Annotated in this window: 16 protein-coding genes and 1 pseudogene; 7 read left to right on the forward strand and 10 right to left on the reverse strand. The window is 62.9% G+C overall.

Annotated features, from left to right (window positions below; translation table 11 throughout):
- Nucleotides 1–355, reverse strand: a pseudogene (locus AC5Y5C_RS04240) (4-coumarate--CoA ligase family protein); the annotation flags it as partial.
- Nucleotides 356–667: 312 nt separating this feature from the next.
- Complete coding sequence (locus tag AC5Y5C_RS04245; protein WP_499969385.1) at nt 668–1867, reverse strand: serine hydrolase domain-containing protein; 1200 nt, start codon at nt 1865–1867, stop codon at nt 668–670.
- A 178-nt stretch (nt 1868–2045) separates the two neighbouring features.
- Between AC5Y5C_RS04245 and AC5Y5C_RS04250 the strand changes: the two genes are divergently transcribed.
- Nucleotides 2046–3047 carry an AraC family transcriptional regulator gene (locus AC5Y5C_RS04250; RefSeq protein ID WP_499969387.1) on the forward strand — a complete coding sequence of 334 codons (1002 nt, stop codon included), beginning with the start codon at nt 2046–2048 and terminating at the stop codon, nt 3045–3047.
- Between the two features lie 430 nt (nt 3048–3477).
- Here the strand turns inward: AC5Y5C_RS04250 and AC5Y5C_RS04255 are convergent, their stop codons facing one another.
- On the reverse strand, nt 3478–3846 hold the full coding sequence (locus AC5Y5C_RS04255) for a hypothetical protein (protein WP_499969389.1): 369 nt from the start codon (nt 3844–3846) through the stop codon (nt 3478–3480).
- Nucleotides 3847–4059: 213 nt separating this feature from the next.
- On the opposite strand from AC5Y5C_RS04255, the gene AC5Y5C_RS04260 reads away from it, so the two are divergent.
- The 3 genes from AC5Y5C_RS04260 to AC5Y5C_RS04270 are packed head-to-tail and all read left to right on the forward strand — an operon-like array spanning nt 4060 to nt 6351.
- Nucleotides 4060–4698: a GntR family transcriptional regulator gene (locus AC5Y5C_RS04260; RefSeq protein WP_499970563.1), complete on the forward strand. Its 639-nt coding sequence runs from the start codon at nt 4060–4062 to the stop codon at nt 4696–4698.
- A 22-nt stretch (nt 4699–4720) separates the two neighbouring features.
- On the forward strand, nt 4721–5935 hold the full coding sequence (locus AC5Y5C_RS04265; RefSeq protein WP_499969391.1) for an MFS transporter: 1215 nt from the start codon (nt 4721–4723) through the stop codon (nt 5933–5935).
- 26 nt (nt 5936–5961) lie between these two features.
- Nucleotides 5962–6351 (forward strand): DUF1304 domain-containing protein, encoded by a 390-nt coding sequence (locus tag AC5Y5C_RS04270; protein WP_499969393.1) that lies wholly within the window; start codon nt 5962–5964, stop codon nt 6349–6351.
- 4 nt (nt 6352–6355) lie between these two features.
- Here AC5Y5C_RS04270 and AC5Y5C_RS04275 read toward each other — a convergent pair whose 3' ends face one another.
- The 4 genes from AC5Y5C_RS04275 to AC5Y5C_RS04290 all read right to left on the reverse strand — a co-directional run bounded on the left by AC5Y5C_RS04275 (nt 6356) and on the right by AC5Y5C_RS04290 (nt 9251).
- Nucleotides 6356–7195 carry a sulfurtransferase gene (locus AC5Y5C_RS04275; RefSeq protein ID WP_499969394.1) on the reverse strand — a complete coding sequence of 280 codons (840 nt, stop codon included), beginning with the start codon at nt 7193–7195 and terminating at the stop codon, nt 6356–6358.
- Between the two features lie 10 nt (nt 7196–7205).
- Complete coding sequence (locus AC5Y5C_RS04280; protein WP_499969396.1) at nt 7206–8054, reverse strand: enoyl-CoA hydratase; 849 nt, start codon at nt 8052–8054, stop codon at nt 7206–7208.
- A 103-nt stretch (nt 8055–8157) separates the two neighbouring features.
- Entirely contained in the window at nt 8158–8736 is a 579-nt protein-coding gene (locus AC5Y5C_RS04285; RefSeq protein ID WP_499969398.1) for a PaaI family thioesterase, read from the reverse strand.
- Between the two features lie 2 nt (nt 8737–8738).
- Entirely contained in the window at nt 8739–9251 is a 513-nt protein-coding gene (locus tag AC5Y5C_RS04290; RefSeq protein WP_499969400.1) for a flavin reductase family protein, read from the reverse strand.
- Between the two features lie 98 nt (nt 9252–9349).
- Here AC5Y5C_RS04290 and AC5Y5C_RS04295 point away from each other — a divergent pair, with 98 nt between their 5' ends.
- The gene (locus tag AC5Y5C_RS04295; RefSeq protein WP_499969401.1) at nt 9350–10024 is read left to right on the forward strand and encodes a PadR family transcriptional regulator; all 675 of its coding nucleotides are present in this window, start codon (nt 9350–9352) and stop codon (nt 10022–10024) included.
- Between the two features lie 8 nt (nt 10025–10032).
- Here AC5Y5C_RS04295 and AC5Y5C_RS04300 read toward each other — a convergent pair whose 3' ends face one another.
- Complete coding sequence (locus AC5Y5C_RS04300; RefSeq protein ID WP_499969403.1) at nt 10033–11733, reverse strand: 3-ketosteroid-delta-1-dehydrogenase; 1701 nt, start codon at nt 11731–11733, stop codon at nt 10033–10035.
- Between the two features lie 101 nt (nt 11734–11834).
- Here AC5Y5C_RS04300 and AC5Y5C_RS04305 point away from each other — a divergent pair, with 101 nt between their 5' ends.
- Together AC5Y5C_RS04305 and AC5Y5C_RS04310 are read left to right on the forward strand one after the other, a co-directional pair.
- Nucleotides 11835–12989, forward strand: a complete 1155-nt coding sequence (locus tag AC5Y5C_RS04305; protein ID WP_499969405.1) for a 3-ketosteroid-9-alpha-monooxygenase, oxygenase component — start codon at nt 11835–11837, stop codon at nt 12987–12989.
- Nucleotides 12986–13276, forward strand: coding sequence for a ferredoxin (locus AC5Y5C_RS04310; protein WP_499969406.1), 291 nt, complete (start codon nt 12986–12988; stop codon nt 13274–13276). Before AC5Y5C_RS04305 ends, AC5Y5C_RS04310 begins: the two co-directional genes overlap by 4 nt.
- Before the next feature lie 573 nt (nt 13277–13849).
- On the opposite strand, the gene AC5Y5C_RS04315 is transcribed toward AC5Y5C_RS04310, so the two are convergent.
- Both AC5Y5C_RS04315 and AC5Y5C_RS04320 read right to left on the reverse strand, forming a co-directional pair.
- Complete coding sequence (locus AC5Y5C_RS04315; protein WP_499969408.1) at nt 13850–14926, reverse strand: hypothetical protein; 1077 nt, start codon at nt 14924–14926, stop codon at nt 13850–13852.
- 100 nt (nt 14927–15026) lie between these two features.
- Nucleotides 15027–15905: an alpha/beta hydrolase gene (locus tag AC5Y5C_RS04320; RefSeq protein WP_499970565.1), complete on the reverse strand. Its 879-nt coding sequence runs from the start codon at nt 15903–15905 to the stop codon at nt 15027–15029.
- Between the last annotated feature and the right edge of the window lie 72 nt (nt 15906–15977).

A 15977-nucleotide genomic window follows, 5' to 3' on the forward strand; every position in this document is an offset into this window, starting at 1 on the left:
CTGTTTGGCGAAAAGCGCTTTGGGTGCCTTCCCGCATTCGTCGTCCAGGACGCGGATTACGGCGGCGTGGCCGATCTGCGGGTGCGTCAGTAGCAATGCCTCGGGCTCATCGGGTGGTACCTGGTAGCCCTCGTATTTGATGAGCTCCTTCATCCGGTCCACGATCAGTCACGACACCTTCCGAGCCGACGGTTGCTATGTCGCCGGTGTGCGGGTAGCCGTCCGCGTCGAGGGTTTCAGCTGTCGCCTCGTCGTTTCCGAGGTACCTGGCCATGATATTGCGGCCCTTGCGCCACAACTCGCCGGGTGCGCTGACCCCGTCGGCCAGCTTGCATTCCATGTTTGCAATGGCCGGGCTTGGGCCACCGAGAAGTTTCCTTGATTGGAGAATATCGACGTGTCTTCAAAGATCTGCCGAACCGCTTCATCGGAATGGACGGCGTACAGGTATCGCTGACGCGACGTACGCGACACCGTCTACGGGATGCTTCCACCTGATCGTCCGGTTCGGCGGTGTGCGCCGGGTTCAGTGGATCGAAGTATTGCCCTGATTCCGTCAACGTTGACATTTTCTGGTCCGCCTCCGGAGCCTTATGTGGCCGTCATGTAATGGTCACGAAGACCGGTTTTCCGGTGTAGCTGAGACTTTTGGTCGCCGCTTGAACGGTCAGTCCACGATGGCCGAATGCACGAGATCGGAGTAGCGCTGGTGACGCTCCCAGCTGTAGGAGTCCTCCATCAATCCCGCGGACAGGAACACATAGGTCAGCTCGCGCTCGGGATCGACCCAGAAGCAGTTCGAGCCGGTTCCGATCCCTCCGAAGGTTCCCGGCGAAGCCAGCTGGCCGAACGCGTGGGAGGCGAGGCCCGTTCCACGGACATAGAAAGCCGGCGCGAGATTGGCGGGGATCGCCGCCCAGCCCCTCTGGTTCTGGGCGTAGTCCCACAGGCTGTTGGTCAGATCTCCGGTCGCGATCGTGCGGGCGAACTGCAGAATCGCCGGGCTCAGGATGCGTGTCCCATCTAGTTGGCCCCCACGGCGGCAGGCCTCGGTAAATCGGAACCAGTCCTGGGCAGTGGTGTAGGCGGACCCCGCAGGAACCTCGAACCCCGGAGAGGCCGCGCGCACTGCGAGTCCCTCCAACATATGAGGGTCCAACAGCGCCGGGCTGTGGTCCTTGACCGTGACCGGAACCAAACGGTCGACATGGTCGTCACGAAGCCCGTAACCGAGCGAGGTGTCGGCCATCCCGAGAGGGTCAATCAGATCTTCTTTGAGGATCTGGCCGAAGGCCCGCTGTCCACCGTCGAGTCGACGGACGATCTCGGCGAGGACGGCGTGCCCGAGCACGGCCGCGTAGCTGATACTCGTTCCCGGCACGGATTGCGGCACCATTTGGCAGACCGCTGCAGTCACGGCTGAGATATCGCCTGCGATCTCGGGCGGAATCCCCGGCGCACCGAGGGGCAAACCTGCCTTGTGTAGCATCAGGTCCGAAACGGTGGTGCTGCCCTTACCGTTGGCGGCGTACTCGGGAATCAGGTCTCGAACCTGGGTGGTGAACGCAAGTTCGCCACGATCGATGCGCTGCAACACAGCGGTGCTCACCATCTGTTTGAAGATGGACATGGTGATGAAAACCGCGTCGGGTCGGACAAGCTTGTGTGCTGCCCGGTCGGCGTATCCGACCCCTTCGTGAAGGACGATTTCTCCGTGTCGCGCGACCAGTACTACCGCGCCGTCAAACTTGTCAGCTTCGACGTCGGCAGCGATAGCAGCCGGTAAAAGCGCTAAGCGTTCCGCGTCGATGCCGTGCCGTGCCGTGTCGTTCGCCGTCGAGGCGAGGGTGGCGTTTGAACGTCGCATCTTTTCTCCATGCTTGTGTGACTGGGTACGCAGAGAGTTTGGCAGTTCGCTTACGCTGGCGCTTGCCTGCAGGCGACAACTTTTTACCTGTATATGACAGTCGCTTGCGCTCAGAACTGTTCGGCGAGTCCTGGAATATGTGGTTGCGGAGTACAGCGCCTTCCGCGACGCTGACACCATGACGCTGATCCGCGGAACGGCGCTAACAGGCTTCGTGACACTCGTATCGGAACGGGGCGGCGATCCGGGCGCGCTTTTGCGTAACGCCGGGATACCACAGGACGCTGTCGGGGAGTTCAGCTCCTTCGTCGACTATGTCGGGGTGCTACGCGCCATCGAGTCGGCTGCGATTGCGACTGTGACTGGCGACTTCGGTCGACGGCTGGCATTGCGGCAGGGGATCGAGATCTTGGGCGTCATAGGAGCAGCCGCGCGAAGTGCTCCTACCGTGGCCGACGCGTTGGGGACGCTGGAGCAGTACATGCGTGCATTCAGTCCCGCGAGCGCAGTCATGCTCAATGAGCTGGACGATCCTGAATTCTCGTTCTTCGAGTTTAGGATTCTTCTCGACCGGCTGCGCCCTCACTCCCAGACCATCGAATTAGTGCTCGGGGTGATGCTGCGCGTCTTTCGAGTACTTCTCGGGCAGCAGTACACGCCGGTGAGCGTCCATCTTCCCCACGAGGCGCTGGCGACGAAGCGGGAGTACGCCGACTACTTCGGGGCGACCACGCATTTCAGGGAACCTGGTGCCGGATTCACTGTGCGCAGCGCCGATCTGGCACGGTCGTTGTCCAGAGACGACGCAACGCACGAGGCGCTGGTCGGATATCTCGAGGGGGTCGCGCCGTGCGTGCGCGACGGTGTGGTTGTCCTCGTCGGTCAGCTCATCCGCCGTCTGCTCCCGACTGGGACGCTGGACCTGGCGATGGTCGCGGACCAGCTGAATATCCACCCGCGCACGCTGCAGCGGCGGCTCGAAGCAGAAGGCACTATGTTCGCGACGTTGATTGATGACGTGCGACGTGGGATGGCCGAGCACTACCTCCGCGACACCGACATCACTTTGACTCACCTCACCAATGAGCTCGGCTATGCCGAGCAGAGCGCACTGACCCGCGCGAGTCGACGCTGGTTCGGCGTCGGACCGCGGGCACACCGACGGTCGCTGAAGGCCTGAGTCGCGCGTGTCGACGGGCCGGATTTGAAAAAGAAGTAACCCCCGTCCTGACGTGCGGCGCAGTCAATGGCTGTCTGCGCACGTTGTTGTCGCTGGGGTCTGACTGAGATGAGCATCTAAGTTCCCGCTCGGGCTATGTGACGGGCAAGTAGCGGCTATTTTCAGCGCCAAGCTCGCAACACCGCCGAGAGAACCGAACAGGCGCCGTGCGGGCCGACGGATCACTTAGTTGACGTGGTCGGAATCCACCCGGAGACGCTCAAGAAGCTAACCCGGCGACATACAGGCCGATCGAGTCTGAGTCGGTGGACTCATCAGGCATCGTCGGAATATGAGGTGGTGGGAACAGCTGACTGACACAGACATCCTGGTGCACACGGACCTTCCCCGGACGGCCATCTCGCTCGATTGTGGAGCCGAACATGAGGTTTCACGCCGCCTTGGTCGATGCCATCGGCAGTTCCCGCACTAGCCGCGCATTCCAAACATTGGCCTCCGAAGTGCGACTGTGCATGGGGCAGGTACAGAAGAAGCGCCTGCTCACCCCCAGAGCATCGTCGCGGATCATCAGTTGATCCTCATTGCAATTGCATCCCGTGATGGCCAGCGTGCAGTGGACGTGCTCACCACGCATTTGGCGAGGGCGCGAGAGCAGCTTGCTGCCGCAGTCGAAGGTTTGGCGGCCGGGCGGGTCGACCAGGCCCTCGGCTTGCGGTAGTAGAGCGGCCTCGTCGAGGTGTCCGACAGAGGTCCCGAGCACCAGCCTCGGTTGTGCGCCGTGCTGTTGACCCTCGGCCATGTGCCGGGGAGGGGGCGGCCGTGATTGCTGACTGTGACGTAACGGCCGACATCACCGTCGACGACGTTCTGAAGGTCATGCGGTCACGCCGGATCCCCGACGGACCGGACGCGACCTTTCCCTGCCGGGGCCGAGCGCGAGCCAACCACCCGTCGGCGCGCGCTTATCGGTTTGCGATAGCCACCGGGATCATCTTAGATACATGTTGTGTCCATCATTCGAACGGCAGCCATCTCCGCAAGTGAAGAGGCGTATCGCTGCGTAAAGGAGCGCATCCTCAGCGGCGACATCCCCGGAGGTGAGCTGCTGAGCGAAGGCGAGATCTCAGCGCGGATGGGATGCAGCCGCACCCCGGTGCGCGAGGCTTTCCTGCGGCTCGAGACCGAAGGCTGGTTGCGGCTCTATCCCAAGCGCGGGGCCCTGGTGGTGCCCATTACCCCCGAGGAACGGCGGCATGTCGTCGACGCGCGCCGCGTGGTGGAGAGTGCGGCGGCGGCGCGCATTGCCGAACGGGGCGCGTCGCAGGCCCTCCTGTCTGACCTGTCCGCACTCATCGACGTGCAATTGGGGCGTGCTGCGCAGGGCGATACCGCTGGTTTCGCCGCGGCCGATGTGGACTTCCACCGCGCGATCGTTGCGAAGCTGGGCAACCCGCTGCTGGAGAACTTCTACGACAGCCTTCGCGAGCGCCAGCGCCGGATGGCGGCCGCCGCCATCGGGGTAGACCCGGCGCGGGTCGCGCGGTCGGTTGCCGGGCACCGCGCGCTGGTGGACGCGCTCGCGGTGGGTGACGCGGCACGCTTCAGCGTCGAGCTGGTCGAGCACATGAAAGTGGTGACCGAAGTTGACTAGCAGGCTGGCGCCTTGGCGGCGGGTGGCCCTCGCAATGTTCGGAATCGCCTGGGGCGGCAATGAATTCACACCGCTACTGGTGATGTACCGGCAAGCCGGGCAGTCTGCGGCATCCGTTGATATTTTGCTTTTCGCCTACGTGCTGGGCATCATTCCCGCGCTGTTCCTGGGCGGACCTCTCTCCGATCGTTATGGCCGTCGTGCGGTGATGCTGCCCGCGCCGTTCATGTCGATGGCTGGGTCCCTGGTGCTCGCGCTGGGTTCCCAGCATTTCGCGTTGCTGTTCACGGGACGCGTGTTGTCCGGTATCGCGCTGGGTCTGGCCATGGCCGCGGGCAGCTCATGGGTCAAGGAGCTTTCGGCTCCGCCGTTTGATCGTGCAGGTGCCGGGGCTCGGCGCGGGGCGATGAGCCTGACCGCGGGATTCGCGCTGGGTGCGGCCGTGGCCGGAGCATTGGCGCAGTGGGGGCCCTGGCCGCAGCACCTGGCGTTCCTGGTCAACATCGCGATCACGATTCCCGGTGCGGTGCTGGCGCTCTCGGTTCCGGAATCTGCGGCCGAGCGCGCCCCGGGACGGCTGCTGGACGATCTCAAGATCCCCGCCGCCCGGCGCCGTCGGTTCCTGCGTGTCGTTGTGCCGTTGGCGCCGTGGGTGTTCGGCTCAGCGGCGGTGGCGTACGCCGTGCTGCCGACGCTCATCGCGCCGACGCTTCCGGGTGATCGCATCGCATTCTCGGCGCTGTGCTGTCTGGTCTGTCTGGGCTGCGGTTTCGCCGCACAGATGCTTGCGCCCAGGATCGACCGGGCAGGTACCGCCCGGCTTGGCATCATCGGGCTGGCACTGGTCGCCACGGGGATGGCGCTGGCCGCCGTTGCCGCATACCGGCTCACGATCCCGTTGGTCCTGATCGCCGCGCTGGTGCTCGGCGCGGGGTACGGAACAGCGCTGGTCAGTGGGCTGCAGGAGGTCAACCGAATCGCCGGGCCCACAGACCTAGCCGGCCTCACCGCCGTCTTCTACGGCCTGACGTACCTGGGTTTCGGGGTGCCGATGATGCTGACGGTGCTCAGCGGCGCGTTGCCGGCGCTGACGCATCCGGTGCTGCTCGGCGGTGGCGCGGTATTGGCGACGCTCTGTGCGGGCGTGGTGGCGATGAACTCGCGGACCGATATCTGCGAGCAGCCGCGCGTCGAGGCGACGCAGGCTGAGGGAAAGCTTGAGTCGGCACTGCGTTAGCGGAAGGACGGATAGGCTCTCGCAGCATGATCATCGCAGGGTTGGTATTGACGGGAATCGCAGCGCTCATCCACGTCTACATCTTCTATCTGGAATCGATCACGTGGACCAGTGAGAAGACTCGGAAGGTGTTCGGTGTCCGCACGGCGGAGGAAGCCGAGATCACCAAACCGCTTGCCTTCAACCAGGGTTTCTACAACCTGTTTCTTGCCATCGCCATCGCGGTGGGGACGGTGCTGTGGGCACGTGGTTGCACACAGGTGGGCGCGACGCTGGTCTTTACGGGCGCGGGGTCGATGGTCGCCGCCGGGCTGGTGCTGTTGATCTCGTCACCGGACAAGGCGTCGGCCGCGCTGAAGCAGCTGGTGCCCCCGCTTCTTGGGATCGTTGCTCTGGCCGTGGGATTGGCGCTCTGACCGTCTAGAACGGGTCAGGTCCGGTTGCCACCGGACGCTGCGGGTCACTCGACCACTCCGACCAGGACCCGGGGTAGAGGGCGGCGTCGTATCCCGCGATGGCCAAGGCGGCGATCTGATGTGTCGCGGTGACACCCGACCCGCAGTACACGGTGACGACGGGGCTGTGTTCGACGCCGAGCTCGCCAAAGCGTTCACGAAGTTCGGCAGCGGATCGGAAGGTGCCGTCGGCATTGAGGTTCTCAGCAGTGGGCGCGGAGATGGCGCGCGGAATGTGCCCGGCACGCGGATCGAGGGGTTCCTCGTCTCCGCGATAGCGCGCAGCAGCGCGGGCGTCCAGAATTTGGATGTCCCCCCACTTCGATTGGATGGCGACCTCGGCGATATCGACGGCGGCCAAACCGTCCAGCGAAGAGATGGTGACTTCGCCGGGCCCGGGGACTACCTCGCCCGTCTCGACGGGCCCGCCGAAGCGCTGCCAGGCCGCCCAGCCTCCATCGAGAATCCGGACATCGGCAATTCCGGCGGCGCGCAGCAACCACCAGGCTCGCGAGGCCGCCTGCCCGTTCCAGTCGTCGTAGACGACCACGGCGTCACCGTCGTTGAGGCCCCAGCGGCGCGCACTGGCCTGAAAAGCCTCGGGCGTCGGCAGTGGATGGCGGCCGCGACCTGTCGCCGAGTGGTCGGCGAGGTCGGCATCGAGATCGACGAACACCGCGCCGGGAAGGTGGCCCGCCAGATACGCCGGGTGCCCGTCGGGAGCCATGACGGTCCAGCGCACGTCGAGTAGCCGAACCTCGGAGAGGCCGCCGGCGAGTTCGGCCGCCGAGATGAGCACGTCCATACCTGCGATGCTAGATCTCATCGGGCGTTGTCATGGACCGTATGTCCATCCCCCCGAGCGATCCGGCGCCTGTTTCTGCGTTGTGTGCGTGCGCGAAATGATGTAGACCGAAAGCCGAGTCCATGCCGGTCCGCAGGCCCATCTGATCCTCGCACTGGTTGACGGCCCGCTTGGCAAGGGCAAGGCCGAATTGGGGCATGGCTCTGATTCGCGAAGCCAGCAGCATGGTTTCCTGCTCCAGTCTCTCGAGAGGAACCACCCGGTTGACCATTCCGATCTGGTATGCGCGATCGGCAGTAAACCGGTCGCCGGTATAGAGAGCCTCTTTTGCGAAGCGCGGACCCAGAACCCACGGGTGCGCAAAGTACTCGACTCCCGGTATGCCCATGCGCACCACCGGATCCGAGAAGAAGGCATCATCGGAGGTGACAATGAGATCGCAAATCCACGCAAGCATGAGACCGCCTGCGATGCAGGCACCTTGGATCATGGCGATGGTTGGCTTGGGTATCTCACGCCATCGTCGGCACATACCGAGATAGACTTCCATCTCGCGCGCGTAGCGCTGGTCTCCGCCCGAGCGGTCGACGTGGTCCCACCACATCGCTGCCCGGTTCGTATAGTGCGCGTCGTGGTCGCGACCGGGCGTGCCGATGTCGTGCCCCGCACTGAAATGCTTTCCAGCCCCGGCTAGTACGATGACGTGAACGCCGTCATCTTCGACCGCCCGGATGAACGCGGTATCCAGCGCATAAGTCATCTCCGAGTTCTGCGCGTTGCGGTATTCGGGACGATTCATGGTGATGATTGCTATTCCGTCAGCAAGTCGGTACGTCACCACGTCGGTATCGTTCTGCACCCTGATCGTCTCCTTTGCCTACGTGTCCGCGCGTCGTCAACCACCGTGACGGCATTGAGAAGGCTCGGATGACGATGCGCCCACTCAGCGGAAGTCGCGTGCGTCACCGTGTCCGCGGGAAGATGAACACACCTTCGGCGCGAACGGTGATCCCAGCGGCGTCGGTGATGTAGCCCACCGCAAACGTTTTGACTCCTTCGATACGGTCGACATGAGCCTCGGCGCGGAGCGGCCCTAACGGCGTGCCGCGCTCGTAGCGGAGCTGAAGGGTCCCGGTGACCGACGGCCTTCCCGGCTGGTGCGCGGTGGCGCCCAGGACATGATCGAGAACGAGAGCGCAAATTCCACCGTGGACATGACCGGGTGGGCCCTCATACTGGGCGCCGAGGATAAACTCGCTCCATACGCTCCCGTCTGCCTCGTGATGCACTGCAAGCGGCGGCGCTAAGGGGTTGCGCACTCCGATCACGGCGTTGCCCCAGGCGGGCCCCTGTCCGTCTGCTACCTGGCGTACTCCGAACGAGCCGGACATGACGGAACGGCTGAGGTCCTCGACAACTGAATCGATGCGCGCCTTTGCCTCCGCGATGGTGGTCGCTTCGGCCTCAGTTCGGATCGTCAGCTCGACCAATCGACGGACCGACTCGGTCAGCGGCTCGTATGTGGATCGGGGATCGGACATGACTACCTTTCGTCGAACTTGCCGAAACCGCCGCGGTAGAACCGCAGGGGTCGCGGACTGCCCTCGCGAGCACGCAGGCCGGTGACGTGAGCGACGACGATAGTGTGATCGCCTGTGCTGTACTCGAACTCGAAGTCCGCTTCGATGACGGCGATGGCACCGTCGAGCGCCGGGGCACCATTGCTGTCCCGGGTCCAGGCGTTCTCCCCGAATTTCTTGCCGCGGCTGTCGACGAATGCGGTGCATACGTCCCACTGATCGGCAGCGAGAACATTGATGCATAGCCGACCGACAGAGCGGATCTGTGGCCAAATAGAGGACGTGCGGGCGGGGCAGAACGACACGTACGGCGGATCCAGCGACGCTGATGTCACTGATTGGCAGGTAAAGCCGAGCGGGCTCTGACCATCGTGGCCGGTGATCACGGTAATACCTGTGCGGAAGCGACCAAGCACCGCACGCATCGTGGCGGAGTGCGGCGGCCGCAACTTAGTCGGAGCTAGTTGGATGGTCATATCTCGAGCTTGCGTAGCGGTGGCGGCGCGGGCAAGGGGGTATCCCGGCTAGCGGTGAGCGACGCTATTAGCGTGCCCAGTGTTGTTAACCTGGCCGTGTGGATGACGCCGATTCGCGGGGCAAGCCCAACGTGGCGGGTACAGGCTGGGCGTTGCTGGGCATGCTGTCCTACGAACGTGAACTTTCGGGTTATGACATTCGTAAGTGGATCAGCTGGAGTATGCGGTTCTTCTACGGAAGCCCGGCGTACAGCCAGATTTACTCCGAACTGAAGAAACTGGAGCGTCTCGGTTTGGTGACGTCGAGGGTGGAGAACACCAGCGGTGCGCGGAGCCGCAGGCTCTACAGGATCACCGAGACTGGGCTCGAAGCTGTCACGAGGTGGGCCAATGATGCGCCGATCGACCCGCCGGTCCTCAAGCACAGTCCATTGCTGCGGGTGACGTTCGGGCACTTGATGAATCCGGCTCGGTTGAAGGAGATTCTTCAGCAGCATGTCGCTTTCGCCGAGGATATGCAGCGCGATGCCGCGAAGGACGCCAGGTGGTCCGCCGCGGATCCGTCGTGGGCGTACGCGCGGGTGGCGCTGCGGTGGGCTGAGCGGTATTACGCCAGTGAGCGTGAACTCGCCCTGCAGATGATCAAGGAACTAGACGAAGCAGAAGCGGCCTTCCCTCAAAAGGGAGTGGGTGACCGCCAGGAGATTCCTTGGCCGGCACCAGAATACTGGTATGAGATAGAGCAGCAGGCGGGCGCCGAAAGCCCGGATTGACCGGAACTTTATCGTCCGGCCGCATCCTGGGCGGCGATGTAGCCGTACACGAGGCCCTGGGCGATTGTCGCACCTGCACCGGGATACGTTGCGCCGAATGCGTTGGCGGCAGTGTTGCCGATCGCGTAGAGACCGTCGATGGCTGTGCCGTCCTCGCGAAGTACTCGTGCGCGGCTATCCGCACGCAGCCCACCGCAAGTGCCAAGGTCGCTCAGAACGACTTTAACCGCGTAGAAAGGCCCCTTTTCGAGCGGGCGGAGGTTGGGGTTTGGGGTGATCGTGGGGTCGCCGTAGTATCGGTCATAGGCGCTCTCCCCACGGTGGAACTCGCTGTCGATTCCGGCGTGTGCTGCCTCGTTGAAGCGCCGCATCGTCGCGATAAAGCTGTCCTCGGGTAGGTCGGCGCGTGTCGCTAGCTCGATCAATGTCTCAGCGCGGCAGGCGATTCCAGTCTCAAACCAGGACTGTGGAATTGGCATCCGTGGGAACAATTCCGCGGCGAAGACATAGCTGTTGCGGTACTGCTGGTCGAAAATGATCCACATGGATTCGACCGGATTGCCGGAGTGCTCCAGTTCGAGCACGCGCTGACCGAACGACATGTAGTCGCTTGATTCGTTGGCGAACCTGTTTCCCTTGTGATCGACGATCAGACAACCCGGCAGCGACCGTTCGGCGAGCATCACAGCGGGTGCCTTACCCGGCAGCGGTGCTATCGCGGGGAACCACCATGACTGGTCCATCAGGTCGATTCCAGCGCCAAGTTCCTGTGCGATCCGAATCGCGTCGCCGGTGTTCGTGTTGGCGCCGAGACTTAAGTTGGTTCCGAGAGACTCGGACTGGAATTTCCGACGCATGTCCATGTGGTGGTCGAAACCACCAGCCGCCAACACCACTCCTCGCCGTGCGGTCACAGTGATCTCGGTTCCGCCGTGGTTGACTACGGCACCGGTGACCCGGTGCTGATCGGAGGTGAGACTTACGAGCGGGGTGTCGGTCCAGATCGGAATGCCAGCGCGTAGTGCGCCTGCAAAGAGGCCCGCAGCCAGCGCCTGGCCGCCGGCTGCGTAACGGCGGCCTAAAAGCATCCCCCCCAACCCCTGCCCAAGGCGTTTGACGATGGTGGGGATGCCCTTGCGCGGAATTCGTGCCATCAGGTTGAGCCAGCGGTAGTCCGCGCCGGTGGTCGGCATTGGGAACTTGACTTCCATGACACCGGGACGAAGGCGGGACAGGTATTCGCCCAGGATCGAGGTATCGAGAGGGCGGCATTCGCAGGTGCGGCCGGCTGCACTGCCGCCAGGATGCTCGGGGTGGTAATCGGAGTAATCACGGGCCCAGAACAGCTTCATGGGGGTGGTTCGACGCAGCATCTCGACGGTTTGGGGCAGATTTTGAAGAAAACTGGTAGAGCGCTCCACTGGGGCGCTGCCTGCGACGACGGCCTGCAGATAGGCTTGCGCGCGCTGCGTGCTGTCCTGCGCACCGTCTTCGCCCAGCACTGGGCTGGCTGGCAGCCACAGCGCGCCGCCCGAGCGTGCTGTCGAGCCACCGACGTACGCGGACTTCTCGACGACTAGGACACTCAGCCCAGCTTCGTGGGCGGCGAGGGCGGCCGCCAAACCGGTGCCCGAACCGACGATCACCAGATCAACGGTGGTGTCCTGAACAGAAAGGCCAAAGGGAATTGTCGTGCTGAGTGGAGTCACGTGCAGGCACGCTAGACCCCGTTGGGATAACAGCAGATCCTGTCTCCTATTGAGCGGAACACTCAACCGCCGGGCGGGCCCGGCAGCGGTTCAATCAGACCATGACTGTGCAGTTCAATACCGACGAGGTCCGGCTTATTGAGGCCGAAGCCGCACCAACCAGATTCGCCCGTGGATGGCACTGCCTGGGGCTGGTCCGAGCCTTTGATGACGGAAATCCTCACGCGGTCAACGCGTTCGGGCAGAAGCTGGTTGTCTTCCGTGGTGAGGATGGCCGGACCAACATCCTTGACAGCTACTGCCGCCACATGGGTGGTGATCTGTCGCAGGGGACGGTGAAGGGCAGTGAGGTTGCGTGCCCTTTCCACGATTGGCGCTGGGGCGGCGACGGTCGCTGCAAAAAAGTGCCGTACAGCCGCCGGGTGCCCAAGCTCGCCCGCACTGCAACCTGGCACACGATGGAACAGGACGGCATGCTCTTCGTCTGGAACGACCCGGAGCGTAAGCCGCCACCCGACGATGTCACGATCCCTCGTATCGAAGGCGCCACAAGCGGCGACTGGACCGATTGGCATTGGTACACAACGGTTGTGAATACCAACTGCCGCGAGATCGTCGACAACGTCGTGGACATGGCGCACTTCTTCTACATCCACGGCTCGCTTCCGACACAGTTCAAGAACATCTTCGAGGGCCAGGTAGCCACTCAGTTCATGAGCAGTGGCGCGCGCCCGGACCTCGGCCAGGCTGAGGGTGCCAAGATGCTGGGTACGACGTCGTTGGCGTCGTACCATGGGCCGTCGTTCATGATCGATGAACTCGTATACCACTACGAGCACGGTGATACACGCACTGTGCTGATCAATTGCCACTATCCGATCGACGCAAATTCCTTTGTGCTGCAATACGGCATCGTCGTCCAAAAGTCGTCGAATCTGCCCGAGGAGCTCGCGATGCAGACCGCAATTGCGCTGGGTGACTTTGTGAAGATCGGATTTGAGCAGGACGTTGAGATCTGGCGTAGTAAGACCCGGATCGATAACCCACTGCTTGTCGAAGAGGACGGTCCGGTCTACCAGCTGCGCCGGTGGTACGAGCAGTTCTATGTCGACGTCGCCGATGTCACCTCCCAGATGACTGATCGCTTCGAATTTGAGATCGACACCACGCGCCCGCGCGAGGAGTGGATGAAGGAAGTCGAGGAAAACCTCGCTGCCGGAAGGATTCCCAAGCTCGCATCGGGAGCCGGTGGATGACAATCCGGCCGGACAACCGCCTCGCTGACGTACCGATGGTGCCGGTAGTCTGCCACCGTTGCGGCGCCGGGGTGGAGGTGCGCAAGAGCAGCTGGGACCAGACCAGCGTGCAATGGGACGGAGAGGCGATGGCCTCGTGTGTCGAACGCCGCGAGGCCGAGAAACTCTCTGCGCACGGGGGCGGGGGCCTTTTCCTGGCGTGTTCGGCGCTGAGTGACTCGATCTGCGTAGCTGTGCGCGACGGCGAACTTCCGGTTGTGGACGAGGCGGTATGCGTTACCGATTGAACTAGGTAGTGAGCGGTGGCGCCATTTTCTTACTTGTCTGCCCGACGATTCAAGCTGTGAGGGCAGGGTTATCTGTCGGCTTGTAGTCCGATAATCTGCTGGCGTCGTAGGTGCTGTACGTCGCGCTCAACACAGCCTACGAGGTCAGCGGCCTCTATCGCTGGTATCGACATGTCGAGCAGGATTGCCAGCTCATCGGGTGAAAACTCAGGGGCGCTCTCCCCGGGCGCGTAATCCCACCCGGTCTCGCAGAGCCCCGAAAACAGCGTTGCGTCCATCAAAAACCTCTCGAAGCGTTACCTCGCGCTTGGTGGCTACACCCGAAGGCGCAGCTCTGGTGCACATCTCGATACGGACGCGTTGACTACTTGCTAACTGTGCCAATCACGCTGCCGTGCGACCGGCTTGGAGCCGTGGCCGAGGCGTAAACGTCAAGTATCCGCACGGCGCTACACATGTAGGGCACCTAATCGAGTAGTTGTTACTGCAAGGAAGCATGCAGCCTCGTTTGTGGATATGGCTAAGCGGCTGAGCGCTCACCTGCTCAGCCGCTTAGCAACAATTAATTGTGGCTCAGGCGAATTGGAATGCACTTAGGGGGGCATCCGCGGGATAGGACGCCGGGCCGCCGAGGTCGTATGCCGCGTTGATGGCACCGATGAACGCCGCATCGTGGAGAGGCTCACTTGGAACGTCGAGCTTGATGCCCTTTTTGTTGACATCGTCGACGAGCATGTCGATGGCCTTGTCGATCGTGAGGTCGTCGGACCCGTCCATGTTCTTCTTCAGCTCGTCGTAGTCCGAGAAGACTTCGGCGGACCAGTGGACAAGGAATCGAAGGTCTTCGGTGTGGTGGCGCGCGATCACAGTGTCACCGTTCTTCAGTACCCAGTGGTCGCGATCGTCAGGGTCGCCGGTAAAGACCGTATCGAAGGCCAGTCCCTCTGGAATCTGTTGGTCAAGAGGCCCATTGGCCTCGCCGCGATGGACCATCATCTCGTTCTGCACGACGACACCTTTGTTGTACACGGGTGGGAGCAGTCGTGCGGGTGCATTGAGTGGGCCTTCCGGCCAGTAGGTAAAACCACTGCCCTGATCACGCGAGAACCAGGTGATCACCTGGGCCATCTTGACGAGATAGTCGGAAAAGAGGCCGGATTTGCCCATCACGCTGCAGAGCCATGTGGGTGCGTTCTCATGGCGCACACCGCGGAAACTGGGAGAGTCGAGGTGGCCCGGATCGCGATTGGCGCAGGGACCGTTGATATTGAACAGCATGAGCTCGGGCTTGGCATACTGGGCACCCCAGTAGCTCTTGGCCATGTTGAGAAAGTTCTCGTTGTGGAAGCAGTCGTGCATCTCGGGGTAGAGCGCCGCACCGTAGTTGGCCAGATAGCCCCGGAACGTTGGGGTGAGGAAAAGATCCAGCGAGGGTGTGTAACCCTCTGGGAACTTGCCGCTCATGGTCGCGATCAGCTCTTCGGGTGACGCGAAATGCTGCGCGATGATCAAGCGCCAGGGGCCTTCGGCCCGTACCACATTCAGTAGGCGCTCGTGTTGATCAGGAGTGTAGACATTGTCGATTTCACACGGGGGTGAGATGGGCCGCAACACGTTAGAAAGTTCCATCCGCTGCTCTTCGGTGAGCATCACTATCTCCTTCTGCAGTTGGGGCGCAGATGCCCCTGCTGGATTCGATTGTGGGCACGATCACCAGGTTGCGACGAGCCGGTGACCGCTGATCGGGAGATCAAAAGCACAGTGGGTGGGTGAATTTGGCCCGCACGAGTGCGCCGATCTCCGCTATCGCCAGACGGCCACGGGCGGTGGCGTCGGACCTCATCAAGAAGCCGTGGTGCATACCTGGATAGCGGGTGATGGTCGTCTGCACACCGGCGTCACGAAGCCGCGCGGCGTATCTTTCCCCCCAGTCGTGAATGGGGTCGCATTCGGCGGTCACGACGATCGCGGGCGGCAGGCCGGTCAGATCGGTTGCATAGGCGGGCACCCGGTACGGGTCATGCGGGACGCCGACGCCGGCATCGACGAGCTCATGCATGTAGACGATGTCGTCGTGGGAGAGCATCGGTGCGTCGGTCAGCGCCGTGATCGAAGGAGCCGCCATATCGCGGTCCAAACCCGGGTACATCAAGACCTGTGCACAGAGTGCAGGTCCGTGGTGATCGCGGGCCGCAAGAGCTACCGCAGCCGCGAGGGATCCGCCTGCGCTATCGCCTGCCACGGCAATCCTGGAGGAGTCGATGTCGAGCATGTCGGAATTTGCGGCGACCCACTCGACCGTGGCGTAGGCGTCGTCGAATTGTGCGGGTGGCGGCGATTCCGGGGCCAGCCGATAGTCAACAGAGAGCACAGTTGCGTCGCTCGCGGCGGCCAGCGCCCGGGCGAGTGGCTCGAAGGAGTGATTGGAACCCATGACCAGCCCCCCGCCGTGGAAGTACACGAGTACCGGGGATTTGAGTTCCGTTGTTGGGCGGTATATCCGCAAGGGGATTGGCCCGGCCGGGCCCGGTGCCGTGCGGTTGTCGATGGATGTCATCTTCGGCATATTCGTTGGCAAAGAAGCAGTTTCGATGGCGTGACGCACCGCACCGAGCCCTCGCTGACGCATGGGAGCGATATCGCCGAACGATGCGACTCGGGCGGCAGCATCGGGATCGAGCGGCGGAAAGCGGTCCGCGGC

This window comes from Mycobacterium sp. NGS15, from assembly GCF_059813245.1.